This is a genomic window from Bdellovibrio sp. 22V (assembly GCF_030169785.1).
Classification (GTDB): domain Bacteria; phylum Bdellovibrionota; class Bdellovibrionia; order Bdellovibrionales; family Bdellovibrionaceae; genus Bdellovibrio.
This window is the reverse complement of the sequence record NZ_CP125854.1, coordinates 1,473,248-1,491,126: the sequence shown is the minus strand read 5'-3', so window position 1 is coordinate 1,491,126 and position 17,879 is coordinate 1,473,248. Positions and strand designations below refer to the sequence as shown.

Sequence of the window (17,879 nt, the reverse complement as noted above, 5' to 3'; positions counted from 1 at the left end):
ATTAGGAGGTTACTATGAAATTCGCTTCTGTTTTGATGACTGTTGTATTTGCTGGTGTAGTTGCTCACGCTAACGAAACTGCTCCTGCTGCTGCAGCTGCGGCTCCTGCTGCTCCTGCTACTGAAGTTAAAAAAGAAGAAGGTAAAGCTGCTAAGAAAAAGCACGCTAAAAAAGCTGCTGCTGCTACTGAAACTAAAAAAGAAGAAGCTGCTGCTCCAGCTCCTGCTGGTCACTAATCGCTTTGCGATTTTAGTGAGAGCTTAGCTCTTTTAAAAAGGGAACCCACTCGGGTTCCCTTTTTTATTAGGTACGGCCTTACTTTTTAGACTAAGCTTTCTTCGATTTCTTCTTGCGAGATTTCACTTGGGCTGCGGATCGATTTTACTTCTCCGGCAGAGATTTCCACAATCTGGTCGCAATCGGCGATGGTTCCCAAACGATGGGCGATAATCAGCATCGTAACTCCGGCGAAACTTTGACGAATGACTTTTTGTAAAAGCGCGTCTGTTTGCACGTCGACGCTGGCCGTGGCCTCATCCATCACAATCACGCGAGCTTTCGTCAAAAGGGCGCGCGCCAAACACAAAAGCTGCCTTTGGCCTTGGCTCAAATTCAAGCCGCCTTCTGTGACCGCCGAATGAATTCCGTGCGGCAGCTCTGAAACGTGTTCCCACATTGAAGCATGTTTCAACGCGCCGATCACTTCTTCGTCTGAATACTCGTTGTAACGATCCAGATTGTTGCGAATCGTGCCTAAGAAAAGCGTCGGATCCTGCGGAATGATCGCAAGACTGCGACGAAGCTTCTCCAAAGGCACGGTGGCAATGTCGTGACCGTCGATAACGATGCGTCCTTCCTCGGCCTCGATAAAACGGAACAAGGACTGGAAGAACGTACTTTTTCCCGAACCGGTTCTCCCGATAATACCGACACGGCTTCCCGCTGCGACTTTAAAAGTAATTCCTTTTAAAACCATCGGAAGATGTTCGGCATAACGAACTTTTAAATTCTCTACCGAGATTTCACCAAGCTCGGGCCATGTCGGTAAAACCGCATTTTCCGCTTTCTTAAGAACGGATTTTTCCGAAGGCAAGTTCGAGAAAAACTTCAAGCGTTCAATCGAGGTCATACGTGATTCGATATCCGCGAAGATGCGCACGCCCCAGTTGAGGAAGCCCCAGAAAGAAAGCGAATACAGGGTCACCAGACCCGCTGTCCCCGCATCCATCACGCCATAGTAAGCTGACAAAGACACGCCGATCGCCGTGGCCATCGAGATCACACCGCCAATCAGGGGAATGCGCGACGAAAACCAGCGGTTGATCATGTAATGCGAGTAAAACATACGCTGACTGTGCGCGAGCTTGTCATAGAAGTTACGCATAAACCAATTCGATTTATTGAAACCGCGGATAACAATCAATCCCTGCAAACTTTCTTTAAAGTGCGCATAGCGCGGTGAACGCGCGACACTGTCAAAACGTTTCACTTCACGAGCCGGACGGCGATAATCTCTTTGCACAACATAGTACAAAGCCATCACCGGTCCGATGACAAAAATCATCAGCGGCATCAATCCCAAAATCAAAACGATCGACACGATCACCTGCAAAGCACAGTGAACGGCAGAGTCAAAACTCCACTGCAGATACACGTCCACCGATTCGATATCGCGCGAAAATCTTTGAATGATTCGCCCCACCGGTGTGGAATCAAAGAAACGCACCGGCGACGACAAAACACTTTTCAGCATTTTATCGTGCATGTTCTTACCCGCACGAATTCCACGATCCAGCCAAAACAAATGATTTAAAAGAGAACCCACTAAAACAGCTAAACCAATCAATCCATAAATACCGACAGCGGATAACGCCAGCCACTCACTCTGATGGCCAGAGTAATAAGACAGCCAGGCTTTTTGCGCCAGCGGCAGCATCGTCACCAAGACCGCGCCAAGCAGCAAACACGTCAGAATAAGCTTCTTTGTGTACTTGCCGTCGCCACCTAAAGAGCTAATGTAATCCCAATACACAGAGCTCTTCACCGCGCCGACTTCCCGCTCTTCATCTTCGGTAACGCGCGATTTTTTATCATCGTAAACGCTGTCTTGAGCGGCAGCGGCATCCGCCGTCGCGATTTCAGCGGAAGCCTGCGTGGAAGAATCCCCTTGCGTCACCGCATGTTCTTTATAGAATTCCATAAAGGCCGGGCAGTTTTTCTGGAGCTCCGAATAAGGCCCTTGGCCTTTTACTTCTCCATCTTCGATGTAAATCATTTGATCGAAGCGCGCGAGGTGCTCCAAGCGGTGCGTGACGACAATGCGTGTGATGTCCTTCCACGCGCCAAAAAGCAAACGGTCACAAAGAAGATTTTCCGTTTCAGCATCGACAGCAGAAAGGGGATCATCCAGCAATACGATCTGTGGACGACGTAAATAAGCACGTGCCAAAGCGACGCGTTGTTTTTGTCCGCCGGAAAGATTCACCCCTTTTTCGCCGATCTCCGTGCGCAAGCCTCCGCTCCACTCTTTCAAGTCGCGGCTTAAACAGCTGTTATGAAGTGCGCGGCGCAATTCTTCTTTGCTCACGTCTTCTCCGAATTGCAGATTTTCCAAAAGGCTGCTGTTTACGATATATGCCTCTTGCGGCACATAGGCCATGCGCGGACGTTCACCTTTCTCGATTGGAAAATAGTGAATGCCGTTTTCTTTACAAGGAATCTCACCTAACAACGCATACAACAAAGAACTTTTTCCGGAACCTACAGGACCGACAATCGCCAAAGACGTTCCCGGCGGAATTGTGATTTGGATGTTTTTTACGACATCGTCATGAGCTTCGGGATAACGCACAGACAAATCGCGAAGTTCAACACCGACAGCTTCACCAATGCGCGCGCTTTCTTGGGTTGAAATCTCAACCTGATCTTGCTTAAGAAAATTCAAAATGCGGCCCGCACCGACAGTCGCCGTTGTAAAACGTGAAATCAAACGCGACAAATCGCCGAAAGGACCTTCCAATAAACCAAACAACGAGACACACGTAAAGATAATCGCAGCATCCAGTTTTTCCCCGCGAGCGGCGTGAACCGCCAAAGCGACGAAAAGAACCAAAGTGGAAACACCCAAATAACCGAGGCTTGAAATCACTTCCGCTTTCGCCAAACGGCGGCGGCTTAAAAGTTCTTTCTCGCGCACTTCGGTCACTTCTTTAGAAACACTTTTTTCCCAAGCGAAATATTTAACCACGCGGATTGCATTTAACGCTTGGGTCATTAAAGTGACGCGACGATCCCGGTGCGCCATCATCTCTTCATCAAGGCGTGTGAATCTTTTCGCCACATAGTTTGTCAAAGGTGCAAGAGTAAACAAAACCGCCAAGGCCGCCAGCGCCGACCAGCCGATATAATAGAACAGCATGCCGACCACGCCGACGATCAGGAAACTTGCTGAAAACAAATCCCCCAAGACCAAAGGAAAATCAGACACGGCATCAGAGTCGGAACTCATATGGTTCACGACATCGCCGATTTGATTTTTCTGACGAGCCTGCTGACTGAGCTTTAAGCTGTGGCGAAAGATCTTTTCATTTAAAAGATTTGTCGCCAGCTGATACGCGCGCAACGTATTGTAAAAATAGTGCTGCATGCAAAGGCCCGAAAGAAAACCGCACAGGCCCAACAAAACACCATACCCCAGCGCCCAAGGCAGATTTTCTTTGCTTACACCTTGAGAAATTAAACCGACAAACCGATTCACTAACACCGGTGAAGCCAAAGCCAGTAAAGAACTTGCGATGTACCAAATATATGCCGGGCGTGTGCACCCACGAAGCGCGCGCACTAAAGAGAATAAAAACTTTCGCGGCGTGCTCCAATTTATTTCAGAGTCATCGACTTTTTGAAGTTCAGGATGAAGACTGTCCGGCAAAGGGAGCAGATCCGCTTCCTCAATGTGCTTGGTTTTAGCCAACCTCACCAGAGGAGTGACCTCAGAGAACAACATACGTCTAAAGAAATTCATACGAATCCGTAACTGCCCGTCATGGGCTTTTTAAAAAACAAATTGTGTTGGGAAAAAGATCTATAAGCGTCGCTAAACGTGGATCTTTATTTTTGCAGAAGAAGAAGATCCATCATTGATACAAAAGAAAATTTCATCATGATGTCCTCCTCTCCCCGTGAGATAGATAAAGCGTAACTGAAAAAAAGGGGGCTTGTCCATAATTTATTAGGTACGGCCTTACTTTTGGTTGTGCGCCTGCGCAACCAAAAGTAAGGCCGTACCTTTTCAAGAGACCTTAGAACACCCACAAGAAGAAAATTGCGACCGCCGTCGGTACCAGAGCAGCAATCAATAGATTCAAGGGCTTAATTCCTCCGGAGAATTTATGACTCAGAATCGAATAACCTGCTGCATTGGGCGCATTGGCGATGATCGTCAAACCGCCACCGGCAATTGCTCCCGCCACCAGAGCGTATTTGCTCGAGTCTGACAGGCTTTCGACTTGGGAACCTAGATAAGTCAGCGCGGCGTTATCAGTAATCGCAGTTAAACCCACGGCTCCTTTAAACAAGAGAAGATCACTCATACCCGCCAAGAGAGGCGCCAGCCACCATTTTTGAAACGCACCAAACTGAATGATCCCGCCAAGAAACATGGAAACCAAAAGACTTTCTTTCAAGCGCAATGAATCCTGATATCTTTGCGTCACGGAAGCCACGCCCAAAAAGAGCAAGAAAATTCCAAGAAAGGCATTTTGGTAGTGTCCCGTCACCACGATGCCCGCAAGGAAAAGCAAGTGCACCACTGTGACACCGACAGGAATTTGCGCTTGGCCGCCAGCCAGACGTTTTTCAACATCCTTCAAAGTAATGCAGCTTTCTTTTAATTCGCGACGGAAAATCGCAAGCAGCAAGGATGTATTCACAAACACGGCCAGGGCGCTCTTCCAGCCAAAGTTCGTTATGATAAAAGTAAAATCCCAATTCCATTTGCTGGCGACCATTAGAATTGGCGGAGCGGCGAAAGGCGTAAGGGCTCCTCCAATAGAAACATTCACAAACAACACCGCAATCAATGCATAGATTAATTTGCTCGTTTCTTTATGTAGCATCGAGTTCAGCATGAAAGCCGTCACCGTCATAGCCGCCGGTTCCGTGATGAAACTTCCACTCAAGGGGCCAATAATCAAAACAACAAAAAGATCCGTTAAAACCGGCGGAGTTCTAAAAACTTTTTGCAAACCCGTGCTCACCGTCATGATTCCTTGACGAGCGGCTGCCAGAATGGGCCGAGTGGAACATACCACCATGATGGCAAAAATAAAGAACGGCTCTACAAAGTTCAAAGAAGTTTGATATTGAATGGCGGCCGTCCAACCGTTCAAAGCGATAAAGACCACCATGAATATGGAAGCCCAAATGGCAAAGACCGCTTCAATCTCTCCAAGAAGATGAAGAATATTGCTCCACAATGAATCTTTAGGAAAATGATGGGACCATTGAAGAATACGCCCCACCATGAATGTATGCATGACTGCGAGACCAAAGAAAATCGTGCCGAGAAGCTCTATCGTTGTGTATGTCATAACAACATACTAAACGGTTTATTTTTTGACGCAAGTTCCTTTGCGACATGTTTGCTCCCCTGAGCAAGTGATTTCTTTCTCAAGCACCGTGCCGTTTTCACAGGCAAATTCCAACACGCGCTGTGAATCCAAACAGCGATCAAATTCTTTCACCATTTGCGAGTAACACGCTTCTCCCAAGCAGTTTTCTCCACCAAGAGAATAGACAACCTTGCCGGCTTGCTCTGGCAGCAGGCCCTTATCTGAGTCCAAGCAAGTGTCAGCCAGAGTCGGAAGACTGAAAAGAGTTATCAGCAAAAATGTTTTGATCATTTCGCCACCTCGCAACGGAAAGTTTTCGTCAAAGACGCGTGAGTCACCCATTCGCGCTCTTTCTTCGGAGGCCCGCAAAGCACGGCCAGCTCAAGCTCCACGCCACAACCTGATTTCACGTCGGTCTTTGTTTTAAGACGAATCACTGACGAATAAGAACACGGGCTTTGACATTTTTTTTCTTCAAGGAATTCTCCCAGATCGTTGTCGCCCATCAAAGTCTCTTGCGCAAATTTCGTGGCTTGCTCTTGACACTCTTTCGCATCGCCATTCAAGCGAAAACTTTTCTTGAACGTCGGTCCTGCTTGCAAGACGGCGAACTTGGCCAGCTCCGCCCCGCTGAGTTTCATTTCTGAATAAGCCGCAGGACACTGCGGATCCGGAATGGTTCCTGTAGGCTTCGTTTGAATCTCCACGACAGGCGCTGACACCTTAGAACAGCCGCCAGGACAACCGGAAGAATCCGCCAAAAAATCTTTTTGCAAAGATTCCAGCTGCTGGAACAACGACTTCATTTTACCTGAAGCCCCCAGCAAACCGTATGAAACCGCCGGAAGATTTTGCTTCTGCGCTTTGACGTTGCTTTGGCAATGCGATTCATTTTTCTTATTCAATTCACCGCAAAGTTTTTCGATGTTTTTTAAAGAGCTCTCGGACGAACCGCACTTCTGCTGTCCGTATGAGAACTGGCTGATCATAAAGATTGAAAGATAAATAAGAATTCTCATGTTCCTCTTATCGGAGGCACAAGCGAATTAGTTTACTTCTTCTAGACCTCTGTCCCAGCGGGATTGAGATCATCCAGACTGTCATCTAAAAGATTTTTATTCCTTAATATTTCAACAATCTCATCATGAAACTCGAGCACCTTCAGCCAACGCTGCGGGATCGCGGAGAGACCATAGTAGGCGCCACAAAGAGCCCCAGCCACAGCGCCACACGAGTCCGAATCATCGCCCCTATTCACGACCGCCACCAGCGCGCTTTCAAAATTATCATGCCGTAAAAGCGCCCACATTCCCGCGCACAAAGTATCGACGCAAAAACCCGAGGTTGGCAGTTGCTCCCAAGGCAAGGTAATAACTTGCTGCAAGCGTTTTAAAATCGTCTCAGACACGCGGCCCGCTTCTTTGATGGCGGCATGATAAATGCCCGACTTCGTGCCACCGCGAAGAGCTGCGCGCAAGGCCGCGATAAAAACACGATCGCTTTCCACACACAAAGAATGACCATGAGTCATCTTCGTTTGCGTTTCGATCACTTCATCTAAAGTTAAAATCTGCGAGCCTTGGTAAGTGCCATTGGCATCTTCAGCAAGAAGGCTCAATGGAGCAACCCGCATAATCGACCCGTTGCCCTGAAACTTATTATCGACATAACCGCAGCTTTTTAGCGGCAAGCCCGCCTTCAGATTGCGCAAACCTCGAATCGTGGTGGTGCCGATGTCAGGAGGATGACTGTCGTACCATTTCAGCATTTCTTTTTTGAGTACGTCGAAAGAAAGAAGGTGCGGATTTTCAATTGCGCGCAAAACACACAGCATAAGATCCGTGTCATCCGTCGCTTCCCCGACCTTCCATTTGAATTTTCCGCCGCCGACAATTTCCGTGTGTTTATTCCAAACCGGCGAAGGAGGAAGAAACTCCCATGGAGCCCCGAGAGAGTCCCCGGCATGCAGCCCCAACAACATTCCTAAAACTTTATCGTGTGCGAAGATCATTCCTCTGGATTACTGGCAGAGGTCTTTGTTGTCAGCAATAAAACGTCTTTGCTCGTCCAATTCTTGCGCGGAGTACTTCATTTGTGAAAGGTCACAGTGATTTTGCTGAACCAATTCGACCACGGCGTCTTTTTCCGGCGGCGTAAGCCCCAAAGACCAAATCATTTTTACTTTCAGCCATTGCGCCAAGTACTGGCAGTGATAACTTTTGTTGCTTGGCATCCAGCCTTCCGGCGTTTTATCACTCTTCGAGTTGTTTTCTTTCCCGTAAACCGCAAGAAGATGAAAATTATTTCCCAAGTAGTTCGCATAAAGACAGCGCTTCGCGCGATCCCACTTGTAAGCTCCGCTGATATAGGCATTTTTCAAAGCCACATAGTGGTCAATTTGAATATCCGCGGCCTGCGTGTACTCGCGACCGCTATAAGGATCGTCCCAACGTCCCGCACGCACCGAACAGCCGTTGGTATTCATCGTCACGTCGACACTGGAATCGCGCACAAGAACTTTACCGCGCGTATTTAAGCAGGTGTCGTCGCGGCGATCATTAATCCAACCACCAAAATGTTTTTGGCGATTGTAGGGTTCATTCACGTCACCGTATTTTTCTGCGTGATGCTCGAAATCTAAAAGATTAAAAACCGTCGCGCGAAGCTCAGCAAATTCATCGCTTTCACTCCACCATTTTTGCGCGGTATCGAGAGGATTTAAGGACACATGATCGCTGAAAGAGACGGATTTTTCTTTGACGGTATAAAATTCGTCAAAGCGAGGATTGCCTTTGGTCTCCATCGCAGAAGCGTTGAAAGACGAAGCTGCCAGCAACAGTATCACAAGAAGTGCGTTCTTCATGAATTCTCCAAATCCGTTTAGAGAGTTGTTGTCCTCTTCAATTAGATTCGGCCTTGCTGCTGATGGCAACGAGTTATTTGTTAGACTTTGGTTAATAAATTTCATAAAACAAAGATTATGTTACGTGCTGGCCGCTTTCGACATCGTCTGCTTGACGATTCATTTCTAAAAAACCAAAGTTCACTGGCTTTTGAATGCCTGACAGAGTTTGTGAATCTATGGCGTAAAAAAGAAATTTCTGACGTCGAAATCGCAACTATCTATATCCTTGTCTTCAGCTTCCTGCGCCGCCCTCAGGATTTTTTAGGCGGACCTCATAATGAAACTCTCGACACTGTGACCGCCGGCAAAAACATTTCTGCCAAAGATGTTTTGCAAGTTTTGCGGGAGCGGCTTCCTGACAATTTACGAATGGCAAAGTCTCTGTCTCGCTTGGATTCGGAAAAGCCATTCGTGGAACACTTTTGCAGCATGAGTTGGCGCTCTATTCCCCTTTCCGTCGCAAAGTCTCTGACGGCGTGGAATTCAGGACGGTATCCTTTGCGCCTGCTCACGTACGTACCGACACCGGCAGACGTTCTCAGAATGCAGACACAGGGCGAGCGCTGCCTCAGTATGTTGCTTGCAAAAGAGCAAATGGAAAATCTTGTCGAAGCGGGCCGCGATGTTTTGGGATTTATTGTGCATGATCTTATTCATGCCGATCACTTTTTTGCGGAGCCTGAAAAAGCTCGCGCCCAGATTCGCTTCAGTCAGAAAATCGCCCAAGTCTTAGAGATGGCGGAAATCCAAAAAATGCTGGCACAAGATCCGTCTTTTTCCGGCGAGTTTGATTATCTCATGTCCGACATGAACTCAGTGCCCCTGCATCTACTCAAAACATTGAAAGCCATTCTTCTGGGATTTTACAAACGCCGGGAAGGTCTGGGCATGGCCAGCGCCCTTTCCTATGATAGTGAACAGGAATTTCTGGGCCTTTTCGCAAAAGTCCTGGAACCGTGGAAACTGCCTCCAGAGGCACTTTTAGTGGCTTACCGTCTCAATACGTCCCGCTACCAAGGTCGCGAAGACAGCGAATTGTTGCACCTGGCTCTTTCCTAAACTCTTTTATGACGAAACAACGTTTTTTTGTTAAGATAGCTCTCGATGACAAACAAAAAGTGCGACCCTCTACCCGGAAACTCCTGTCAAACCTGCGGAATGCGTTTTGATAGTCTGATTTGTGCTTCTCCCGACGTTCTTTCCGTTGTTGAAAAAGCCAAAGTGACCTGCCGCTTTAAAGCGGGCCAAATAATTTTCTATTCAGGAAATGACCCTCTCGGAATTTTCACCATTCAATCGGGACTTGTAAAATTGGAAGTCACTTCAAGCACGGGAGCTGCGCACACGCTTCGTTTGGTCGGACCGGGAGGCGCTTTAGGCTATCGCTCGCTTTTTGCGATGGAACCCTATCATGCCTCCGCCGTTGCCGTCGAAGACTGCGAACTTTGTTTTATTCCTAAAACTGAAATTATGGCGCTTTTTAAAACCCATCCTGATTTAGCGATGCGATTGCTTTCGCATATCTCCAAAGATCTTCGCTTAGCCGAAGAAAAGTGGATGGGACAAATGGATAAAGGCGCTTCCGAAAGAATTGCCGAAGCTCTTTTGTTTCTTCAAGATCACTTCTCGCACGAGAACTGGACTCGCCGTGAAATCGCCCAATGGGCAGGAACAACGCCAGAGACCGTGATCCGCACTTTGGCGCAATTTGAAAAAGACGGCTTGATCGACCAGACAGATGGCCGGTCCATTCGCATTCTTTCCAAAGAGAAACTTCGCGAACGCGCCGATTTGAGATAGTCCACTATTGAATTTTCTCGCAACAATTTGTTGCGCGCATCCACTCCACCTCCCCGGCTTAATTTATATAAATGGGCCTCATAAGCCGGGGTTGTATGACCGCCATCATATTGTTCGAACCACGAATGACCGCATAGTAATCCCGAAAGGGAGAGTCTATGCAAGCAAGCTCCATGAGCTGTCAGTACTGCGGAACGATCACAAGCGGCGAGCAAGCTTACTGTTGTCGCGCTTGTGAATTGCTGGATTCGCATGTCCACGCTTTCGCAAAAACGGATGACAACCCTTTCTCTCACTTAGACACTGCGGAATTTCAAGCACCCTATCGTCACGAGAAAAAAGATTTCGATTTTCTTTTTTACGCCGAAGGCATGCATTGCTCTTCCTGCGTGCACCTCTTGGAAAAGCTTCCGCAATTTTGCGAAGACGTTCTTACTGCTCGCGTAAACTACGCCCAATCCACAGCGGCGGTGAAACTTCGCGAGGGGGCCTCTTTGGCGCAAGTGGCTTTCAGTATTCGCGAGCTGGGTTACCAGCCGACTTTGCTGTCCCCACAAGATCATTTCAGTGACCGCTATAAAAATGAAAACCGCGAGTTCTTAAAACGCATCGCTGTTGCAGGTTTTTGTGCGGGCAACATCATGCTTTTCGTGGTGCCTGTTTATGCAGGACTTACGGGTCTTAGTGCCGTCCTATTTAACTGGATCAGCTTCATTCTGTTTTTGCCTATTTTATTTTATAGTGCGATCCCCTTTTACAGAGGCGCACTAAATTCTCTTAAGTATAAAGTCATTAACGTCGACTTACCGATTGCCGTGGCGATGCTTTCCGGTTTTGTGCTTTCGACTTACAATCTGATTCGCGGCGATGGCGCAATTTATTACGATAGCACTGCGAGCTTCTTATTCTTAATCCTCTCAGCCCGTTATCTTTTAAAACGAGTTCAACAAAACTATCTGTCACCTTCAGCGATCAAATCTTTCTTTAAGTCGGAAGAGTATACCGTTTCGATTGAAGGTCGCAAAAAAGTGCTTCCGTGGTCCAAAATCGAGGCGGGTCAAACTTTACTCGTTCGCCGCAGTCAAACTTTACCCGTGGACGGAGAGCTTCTTTCGTCTTCGGCTTTGATTGACATGTCTTTATTCAGCGGCGAATCGCTGCCAAAAACCTTTTCCAAAGGCATGACTCTTTTTGCAGGCACCAAACTTTTAGATCAGGAAGTCGAATTGCGTGTGCAAAAACCGTTTACTTTCAGCCGCCTCGGTTTGTTATTGAAAGATCTCGATGAAAATGCGCTTAAAAAGAATGACTTTGTCGCGTTGACCGATCGTCTTGCACAAAAGCTTATTTTTACAGTTTTTTCCGTCGCGCTGATTTTCTTTCTGATTTACATGAACGTCGATTTCAACGAAGCCTTTAACAGGGCACTAGCCCTGATTGTTCTGGCGTGCCCGTGTGCTTTGGCGTTCGGCTCTCCTCTAACTTTTGGGATGGCTTTAAAGAAGGCGCAAAAAAAGGGAATTCTTTTAAAAGACGCCGGCAGCCTCGAGCGCATTCTAAAAATTAAAAATGTTTTCTTCGACAAAACCGGAACTTTGACAGAGGGGGCTTTAGACCTTTCCTATACGGAACCGGCGGTTCTTTCCGAGGAAACAAAAAGAATCATCTTAAGTTTAGAAACTTTGTCTTACCACCCTGTCGCTTTCGCCCTTCGCAAAGCGTGGAACTTAACGTCGCCGGACTTTAAAGTCGAAGAGCACGAAGAAACTTTAGGGCGCGGCGTCCGAGGCAGAATCAATGGTCACGTGTACGAGGTGCGCACCCTTTCCGAAAGCCTTCACGAAAGTGAAAACGGCATCGAACTTATCCGTGATTCTGAAAGCGTGTGCCGGCTTTATTTCACGGACCGTCTTCGTTCTGATTCCAAGACCGTTGTGCAAAGCCTGCAAGCGCGGGGTCTGCAGTGTTTTCTCCTGTCTGGCGATAAAAAATCCCGCGTTGCACGAATGGCGGCAAGCTGTGACATCGCTAAAGAAAACTCTTACGGCGAGTTATTCCCTGAAGACAAGCGGGCCCTTCTTAAACAGTATTCTGACACTTGCATGATCGGTGACGGCGCGAACGATTCTTTGTCATTGCAGGCGGCTGATGTGGGAATCGCCGTGAAAGGCAGCGTCGACCTCAGCCTGCAAAGCGCGGATATTTACTTCACCCGCGGAGGCCTTTCACCACTGCGCGATTTGCTTTCATTGGCGGAAAGAACTCGCCACGTTCTGTATCGCAATCTTGCTTTGTCTTTAGTTTATAACAGTGTCGGCGGCGTGCTCGCTTTGGCTGGCTTTATCAATCCGATGATGGCGGCGATTTTAATGCCTCTCAGCTCTATCGCCATCATTTTGTCATCGCTGTGGGGGTTTCGATGAACATTCTTGTCTTAATGATTCCCATGGCAATTCTTCTTGGAGTGGGTTTTGTGAGCGCCTTTTTATGGGCGACGTCCAAGGGGCAATTTGATGACCTTGAAACCCCTGCACACCGAATTTTAGAAAAAGATAGCGAAAGGAAACTCTTGTGAACACAGCGGGATCTCAATTTGAAAAAATATTTTATGACGATGACATCGTTAAAAAGTTTGTGCTTGCCACACTTATTTGGGCGGGTGCGGCCTTTCTGTTTGGCTTGCTCGCCGCTTTGCAATTGGCGTATTGGCCGTTGAATGCCAACTTAGAGTGGATCACATTCGGCCGCCTTCGTCCTTTGCATACGAATGCAGCGATTTTTGCTTTTGCCGGGAATGCGATCTTTGCGGGGATTTATCACTCAACGCAAAGACTTCTTAAAACTCGCATGTTCTCGGATCTGCTTTCAAGAATGCACTTCTGGGGTTGGCAGCTCATCATTCTTGCGGCGGCAATCACTCTGCCTTTGGGTTATTCGCAGTCAAAAGAGTACGCAGAACTTGAATGGCCCATTGATATCGCCATCACTCTTGTCTGGGTGATTTTCGCGATCAACTTCTTTATGACTTTGCGCCAGCGCCGCGAAAAACATATGTATGTGGCAATCTGGTTCTATATCGCGACGATTATTACAGTTGCGGTTTTGCATATCGTAAACTCCATCGAAGTGCCCGTGACATTTCTTCACTCTTATCCGGTCTATGCGGGAATTCAGGACGCTTTGGTGCAATGGTGGTATGGGCATAATGCGGTGGCGTTTTTCTTGACGACTCCGTTTTTGGGACTCATGTACTATTACGTCCCTAAGGCGGCCAACCGCCCGATTTATTCGTACAGACTTTCCATTATTCACTTTTGGGCGCTTGTTTTCATTTACATCTGGGCCGGCCCGCATCACTTGCTTTATACGTCTCTGCCTGAATGGGCGCAGACGTTGGGAATGATTTTCTCGATCATGCTTTGGGCACCTTCTTGGGGTGGTATGATTAACGGTCTTTTGACACTCAAAGGTTCATGGCATCTTCTGCGCACAGAGCCGCTTATTAAATTCTTTGTTGCCGCTTTGACTTTCTATGGAATGTCGACTTTTGAAGGCCCTCTGCTTTCGATCAAATCCATTTCTGCATTGGGACACTATACGGACTGGATCGTAGGTCACGTTCACTCCGGCGCTTTAGGTTGGAACGGATTTCTTTCTTTCGGAATGATCTACTTCCTGGTGCCGCGTCTTTGGAAAACGAAACTCTACTCGAATAAACTTCTTGAGAACCATTTTTGGATCGGCCTGACAGGGGTGACTCTTTATTACATCTCCCTGGTGGTTGCGGGTATTACTCAAGGCCTTATGTGGAGAGCTGTCGATGCGGAAGGAAATCTTGTCTATCCTGACTTTATCGAAACAGTCGTGCGTATCGTTCCGCTTTACTGGGTTCGTGCCTTGGGAGGATTTCTTTTTATCGTGGGCTTTTTCCTGATGGCCTACAACATCTTTAAAACAATTCAGCTAGCTCCGAAGAATGCCCCCGAGGAAGCTGTTTTGGTTGAAAGAACCGGCTTCGACGAAAAAACGAAAGAAACTCATCGCAAACTTGAAGGCATGGGCTTGGTTTTCTCGATCCTCGCTTTCTTGGCGATTGCTGTCGGATCCGTGATTGAAATTTATCCGACGCTTTCTTTGCACAAGTACGTGAATCCTAACAATATCGTGGATCCATATACTCCGCTGGAGCTCGCCGGTCGTGATATCTATATCAAAGAAGGCTGTTACGTTTGTCATTCGCAACAGATTCGCCCTATCGCTTCCGAAGTTCTGCGTTACGGAAAAGCTTCAACGGTAGAAGAGTCCATGTACGACCGTCCCTTCCAATGGGGCTCGAAACGTACGGGACCGGACTTGTCACGCCTTGGGAAAAAGTATCCGCATCTTTGGCATTATAGCCATATGATGGATCCTCGCGCCGTAACTCCGAAAAGTATTATGCCCAACTACCCTTGGCTTGCGGAAAAAAACACAGACTTCCTGGTTCTGCGCAAAAAACTTTCCGTGATGTCGCAATTGGGTGTTCCTTATGCGGAAGACGTGGTCGCTAACGCCGACATCCACGCGCAGAAACAAGCGCTAGAAATCGCCGCCGACCTGGAGTCCAATGGCGCTCCGAAAGGTCTCGCGAAAAAAGAAATTGTCGCTCTGATCGCTTATCTCCAGTCATTAGGACAGAAAGGAAAAGCGCAATGAAACAAGAAGGACTCCGCTACTTTACCGACACTCATCTTACCGCGCTGGGACTTCTGATTTTCTTCGTGTTTTTCGTCGGCGTTTTGATTTGGGTTTACCGAAAGCACAGTAAAGAACTTTATCAACATCTTGAGCAGATTCCACTAAAGGGAGAGTAAAATGAGCCAGGACAACGAAAAATTCCATGTCTATGACGGCATCGTAGAGCATGACAATCCTCTGCCTACGTGGTGGTTGTGGGGATTTTTTCTTACCATTATTTTCTCGTTCCTCTATTACCTTCATTATGAATTAGGTGGCGGCCCGACACTGAATGACGAACTTAAAGTCGCGATGGAAGAGCTGGAAAAATCACGCGCCCAATCCGCAGTCACTTCGGTGATGGAAACGGAAGAGTCATTACAAGCTCTTTTCGCGAAGGAGGGTGTCCTTTCACTGGGAGAATCTCAATTCGCGGCGAAATGTGCTTCCTGCCACGGGCAAAAACTTGAAGGACTTATCGGTCCTAATCTAACTGACAGCTATTGGCTGCACGGAAAAGGTCAGCGCCTTGACGTTGTTAAAGTGATTCGCGAAGGCGTTCCTGAAAAAGGCATGCCGCCATGGGGCCCGGTTATGAAGAAAGATGAAATTTACGCTGTAGCGGCTTTCATTCTTGCGAAGAAAGGCACGATGTCTTCCGGCGGAAAAGAACCGCAAGGAGAAAAAGTTGAATGAGTTCCTTAGATCCGAATAAACTAACTAGCGTTGATCAGCATGGCGACCGAGTCGATATTATTCCGGCGGAAGTGCGGGGTTTCTTCCGTCGCCATCGCAACTGGACTCAGGCGATTTTGCTGATTATTTTCCTCGCTCTGCCGTGGACGGAGATGCAGGGACATCAAACGATTTTGCTGAACGTCCCGGCCCGCGAGTTTGCTTTATTTGGAATTCTTTTCCGAGCCCATGATGCTCCTCTTTTGTTTTTTATTCTTGCATTAGCGGCTTTGGGTCTGGCCTTTGTTACTTCCATCTGGGGCCGCGTGTGGTGTGGCTGGGCGTGCCCACAAACAGTTTTTATCGACGGCGTGTTTCGCCGAATAGAACAGTGGGTGGAAGGAAATTATATTCAGCGCCGTCAGCTTCGTGACGGTCCGATGACTTCTGCGAAGGCTCGCAAAAAAGCCACAACCTGGTTTTTGTTTTTTGTTGTTTCCGCTCTTATCGCTCATAGTTTTATGGCGTACTTCGTCGGCGCCAAAGACTTGATTGCGATGATGCAAAAAGCGCCCTCTGAAAACCTGACTTACTTTGTTTTGGTCTTCGTCTTTACGGGTTTGATTTTGTTCGACTTCGGTTGGTTCCGGGAGCAGTTCTGCGTGATCATGTGTCCTTACGGTCGGCTGCAATCTGTTTTACTGGATCCGAAGTCCATGGCGGTCGTTTACGACGTAGAGCGCGGCGAACCTCGCAAGGGAGTGAAGACCGACAAAAAAACGGGCGACTGTGTCTCTTGCAATCGCTGTGTGCAGGTCTGCCCTACGGGGATTGACATCCGTAACGGTTTACAAATGGAATGCATCGCTTGCACAGCGTGTATCGATGCGTGCGATGACATCATGGAAAAAGTTAAAAAACCAAAGGGTCTGATCAGCTATCGCACTTTGGATGGCAGCGCCATCAGTCTGAAAAAATCGCGCAGCATCTTCTATATCCTTGCGTTGACTTTGCTCACTGCCGGTCTCGTTTACTCTTTAGGCAGCCGCCAACCTGTGCACTTTACCGTTTTGCGCGGAGCCGGCCTTCCTTATTCATCCGTCCAAGGTCAAAAGGGCGAAACGTTGATCCTCAATCAGTTCAAAGTCCACATCCAAAATCAAGGCAAGCTTCCTGCCCTCTATGAACTGTCTTTAAAAGAAAACAAACTCGCTATTGAAATCACCGTCGCTGAAAATCCTGTTCATTTGGCACCAGGGGAAAGTAGAGAATGGTATTTCTTTACCCGCGTTTCCCCGCAGGCGTTTCACTCACAGAATCAAATCAAAACCGAACTTTTGTTGCGCGATCTAAAGTCGTCCTTCACGACAGAGCGTGAATTGATTTTAGTGGGACCACGCCAATGACAACCGCAACGGGCCTTTTAGTTCTGGGGATTATCTCTTCAAGTTTCTTCGGCAGCTGGCACTGCGCTGCCATGTGCGGCCCGATTGCGACTTTGATGAAATCCCGAAATCATCTTTTGCAATATCATTTGGGTCGGCTGTCTTCTTACTTACTTTTGGGATTTCTTGCCGGAAGTCTTGGCGAGTTTTTTTTGAACAGTGACTTTGTGATTTTGCGCTGGATCTCAGCGGGCGTGTTAGCACTGCTATTATGTTTTTATGGCATTGTTATGCTCGCTCCCCGTTTGCAAAGAACTCCGGCATGGACTCATGCTCCCCTGGCATTACTGCGCAGGCTCCAAGCTTTTCACGTGCAGCGCTCGGGATTCATTGTGGGACTTTTCACGGCCTTTTTGCCTTGCGGTTGGCTTTACACTTACGTGGCGGCAGCAATCACAACGAAGAGTCCTTGGGCAGGAACGCTGACTTTGTTTTTATTTTGGCTCGGTGGTCTTCCCGCTTTGTCAGCCATCCCTTTTATGGTTCGCAGGACTGTCCAAAGCGCTGGTTTAAAACAACAAAAATGGGCCGGAATTATATTAGTTATTTCTGGTTTGTATTCCCTCGGCAGCTTCATGTTTCTGCACTGACAATTAACACATCATCATTTCAATATCGCAAGCAACTTGGCGAAAGACTCTGTTGGGAATCACGACAAAGTTCGCCTTTTTTTGTTTTGCTTGTGTGCGCTGAATAGCGGGGATTAGCCTATTTTTAAGAGACAATAAC

16 protein-coding genes are annotated in these 17,879 nt (G+C 47.6%); 10 read left to right on the top strand and 6 right to left on the bottom strand.

Annotation, left to right across the window (positions count from 1 at the left end; genetic code table 11):
• Positions 1-14: 14 nt before the first annotated feature.
• Positions 15-236: a hypothetical protein gene (locus tag QJS83_RS07225; protein WP_284608498.1), complete on the top strand. Its 222-nt coding sequence runs from the start codon at positions 15-17 to the stop codon at positions 234-236.
• Positions 237-322: 86 nt separating this feature from the next.
• On the opposite strand, the gene QJS83_RS07220 is transcribed toward QJS83_RS07225, so the two are convergent.
• The 6 genes from QJS83_RS07220 to QJS83_RS07195 all read right to left on the bottom strand — a co-directional run bounded on the left by QJS83_RS07220 (position 323) and on the right by QJS83_RS07195 (position 8,472).
• Positions 323-4,021, bottom strand: a complete 3,699-nt coding sequence (locus QJS83_RS07220; protein ID WP_284608497.1) for an ABC transporter transmembrane domain-containing protein — start codon at positions 4,019-4,021, stop codon at positions 323-325.
• Between the two features lie 277 nt (positions 4,022-4,298).
• Positions 4,299-5,588, bottom strand: coding sequence for a putative Na+/H+ antiporter (locus QJS83_RS07215; RefSeq protein ID WP_284608496.1), 1,290 nt, complete (start codon positions 5,586-5,588; stop codon positions 4,299-4,301).
• An 18-nt stretch (positions 5,589-5,606) separates the two neighbouring features.
• Positions 5,607-5,900, bottom strand: coding sequence for a hypothetical protein (locus QJS83_RS07210; RefSeq protein WP_284608495.1), 294 nt, complete (start codon positions 5,898-5,900; stop codon positions 5,607-5,609).
• On the bottom strand, positions 5,897-6,628 hold the full coding sequence (locus tag QJS83_RS07205; RefSeq protein ID WP_284608494.1) for a hypothetical protein: 732 nt from the start codon (positions 6,626-6,628) through the stop codon (positions 5,897-5,899). The genes QJS83_RS07210 and QJS83_RS07205 overlap by 4 nt, the downstream gene beginning before the upstream one ends.
• Before the next feature lie 41 nt (positions 6,629-6,669).
• Positions 6,670-7,620 (bottom strand): ADP-ribosylglycohydrolase family protein, encoded by a 951-nt coding sequence (locus QJS83_RS07200; RefSeq protein ID WP_284608493.1) that lies wholly within the window; start codon positions 7,618-7,620, stop codon positions 6,670-6,672.
• A gap of 9 nt (positions 7,621-7,629) precedes the next feature.
• Positions 7,630-8,472, bottom strand: a complete 843-nt coding sequence (locus QJS83_RS07195; protein ID WP_284608492.1) for an HNH endonuclease family protein — start codon at positions 8,470-8,472, stop codon at positions 7,630-7,632.
• A 117-nt stretch (positions 8,473-8,589) separates the two neighbouring features.
• Here QJS83_RS07195 and QJS83_RS07190 point away from each other — a divergent pair, with 117 nt between their 5' ends.
• The 9 genes from QJS83_RS07190 (at position 8,590) to QJS83_RS07150 (ending at position 17,740) form a co-directional block, all read left to right on the top strand.
• Positions 8,590-9,573 carry a hypothetical protein gene (locus tag QJS83_RS07190; RefSeq protein WP_284608491.1) on the top strand — a complete coding sequence of 328 codons (984 nt, stop codon included), beginning with the start codon at positions 8,590-8,592 and terminating at the stop codon, positions 9,571-9,573.
• Positions 9,574-9,672: 99 nt separating this feature from the next.
• A complete protein-coding gene (locus QJS83_RS07185) occupies positions 9,673-10,314 on the top strand; it encodes a Crp/Fnr family transcriptional regulator (protein WP_284608490.1) in 642 nt (213 codons plus the stop codon).
• 158 nt (positions 10,315-10,472) lie between these two features.
• Positions 10,473-12,737 carry a heavy metal translocating P-type ATPase gene (locus QJS83_RS07180; protein ID WP_284608489.1) on the top strand — a complete coding sequence of 755 codons (2,265 nt, stop codon included), beginning with the start codon at positions 10,473-10,475 and terminating at the stop codon, positions 12,735-12,737.
• Positions 12,734-12,889 (top strand): cbb3-type cytochrome oxidase assembly protein CcoS, encoded by a 156-nt coding sequence (gene ccoS, locus QJS83_RS07175; RefSeq protein WP_284608488.1) that lies wholly within the window; start codon positions 12,734-12,736, stop codon positions 12,887-12,889. Before QJS83_RS07180 ends, ccoS begins: the two co-directional genes overlap by 4 nt.
• Complete coding sequence (gene ccoN, locus QJS83_RS07170) at positions 12,886-15,009, top strand: cytochrome-c oxidase, cbb3-type subunit I (RefSeq protein WP_284608487.1); 2,124 nt, start codon at positions 12,886-12,888, stop codon at positions 15,007-15,009. Before ccoS ends, ccoN begins: the two co-directional genes overlap by 4 nt.
• The gene (locus QJS83_RS07165) at positions 15,006-15,167 is read left to right on the top strand and encodes a cbb3-type cytochrome oxidase subunit 3 (RefSeq protein ID WP_284608486.1); all 162 of its coding nucleotides are present in this window, start codon (positions 15,006-15,008) and stop codon (positions 15,165-15,167) included. The genes ccoN and QJS83_RS07165 overlap by 4 nt, the downstream gene beginning before the upstream one ends.
• Before the next feature lies 1 nt (position 15,168).
• Positions 15,169-15,726, top strand: coding sequence for a cbb3-type cytochrome c oxidase N-terminal domain-containing protein (locus tag QJS83_RS07160; RefSeq protein ID WP_284608485.1), 558 nt, complete (start codon positions 15,169-15,171; stop codon positions 15,724-15,726).
• Positions 15,723-17,111: a cytochrome c oxidase accessory protein CcoG gene (gene ccoG / locus QJS83_RS07155; protein ID WP_284608484.1), complete on the top strand. Its 1,389-nt coding sequence runs from the start codon at positions 15,723-15,725 to the stop codon at positions 17,109-17,111. The genes QJS83_RS07160 and ccoG overlap by 4 nt, the downstream gene beginning before the upstream one ends.
• Positions 17,108-17,740: a sulfite exporter TauE/SafE family protein gene (locus QJS83_RS07150; RefSeq protein WP_284608483.1), complete on the top strand. Its 633-nt coding sequence runs from the start codon at positions 17,108-17,110 to the stop codon at positions 17,738-17,740. The genes ccoG and QJS83_RS07150 overlap by 4 nt, the downstream gene beginning before the upstream one ends.
• The last annotated feature ends 139 nt before the right edge of the window (positions 17,741-17,879 follow it).

Bases quoted from the DNA above. Each gene is read 5' to 3' on its own strand.
- QJS83_RS07225 (WP_284608498.1), top strand. From the start codon at position 15: ATGAAATTCGCTTCTGTTTTGATGACTGTTGTATTTGCTGGTGTAGTT.
- QJS83_RS07220 (WP_284608497.1), bottom strand. From the start codon at position 4,021: ATGAATTTCTTTAGACGTATGTTGTTCTCTGAGGTCACTCCTCTGGTG.
- QJS83_RS07215 (WP_284608496.1), bottom strand. From the start codon at position 5,588: ATGACATACACAACGATAGAGCTTCTCGGCACGATTTTCTTTGGTCTC.
- QJS83_RS07210 (WP_284608495.1), bottom strand. From the start codon at position 5,900: ATGATCAAAACATTTTTGCTGATAACTCTTTTCAGTCTTCCGACTCTG.
- QJS83_RS07205 (WP_284608494.1), bottom strand. From the start codon at position 6,628: ATGAGAATTCTTATTTATCTTTCAATCTTTATGATCAGCCAGTTCTCA.
- QJS83_RS07200 (WP_284608493.1), bottom strand. From the start codon at position 7,620: ATGATCTTCGCACACGATAAAGTTTTAGGAATGTTGTTGGGGCTGCAT.
- QJS83_RS07195 (WP_284608492.1), bottom strand. From the start codon at position 8,472: ATGAAGAACGCACTTCTTGTGATACTGTTGCTGGCAGCTTCGTCTTTC.
- QJS83_RS07190 (WP_284608491.1), top strand. From the start codon at position 8,590: ATGTTACGTGCTGGCCGCTTTCGACATCGTCTGCTTGACGATTCATTT.
- QJS83_RS07185 (WP_284608490.1), top strand. From the start codon at position 9,673: ATGCGTTTTGATAGTCTGATTTGTGCTTCTCCCGACGTTCTTTCCGTT.
- QJS83_RS07180 (WP_284608489.1), top strand. From the start codon at position 10,473: ATGCAAGCAAGCTCCATGAGCTGTCAGTACTGCGGAACGATCACAAGC.
- ccoS (WP_284608488.1), top strand. From the start codon at position 12,734: ATGAACATTCTTGTCTTAATGATTCCCATGGCAATTCTTCTTGGAGTG.
- QJS83_RS07165 (WP_284608486.1), top strand. From the start codon at position 15,006: ATGAAACAAGAAGGACTCCGCTACTTTACCGACACTCATCTTACCGCG.
- QJS83_RS07160 (WP_284608485.1), top strand. From the start codon at position 15,169: ATGAGCCAGGACAACGAAAAATTCCATGTCTATGACGGCATCGTAGAG.
- ccoG (WP_284608484.1), top strand. From the start codon at position 15,723: ATGAGTTCCTTAGATCCGAATAAACTAACTAGCGTTGATCAGCATGGC.
- QJS83_RS07150 (WP_284608483.1), top strand. From the start codon at position 17,108: ATGACAACCGCAACGGGCCTTTTAGTTCTGGGGATTATCTCTTCAAGT.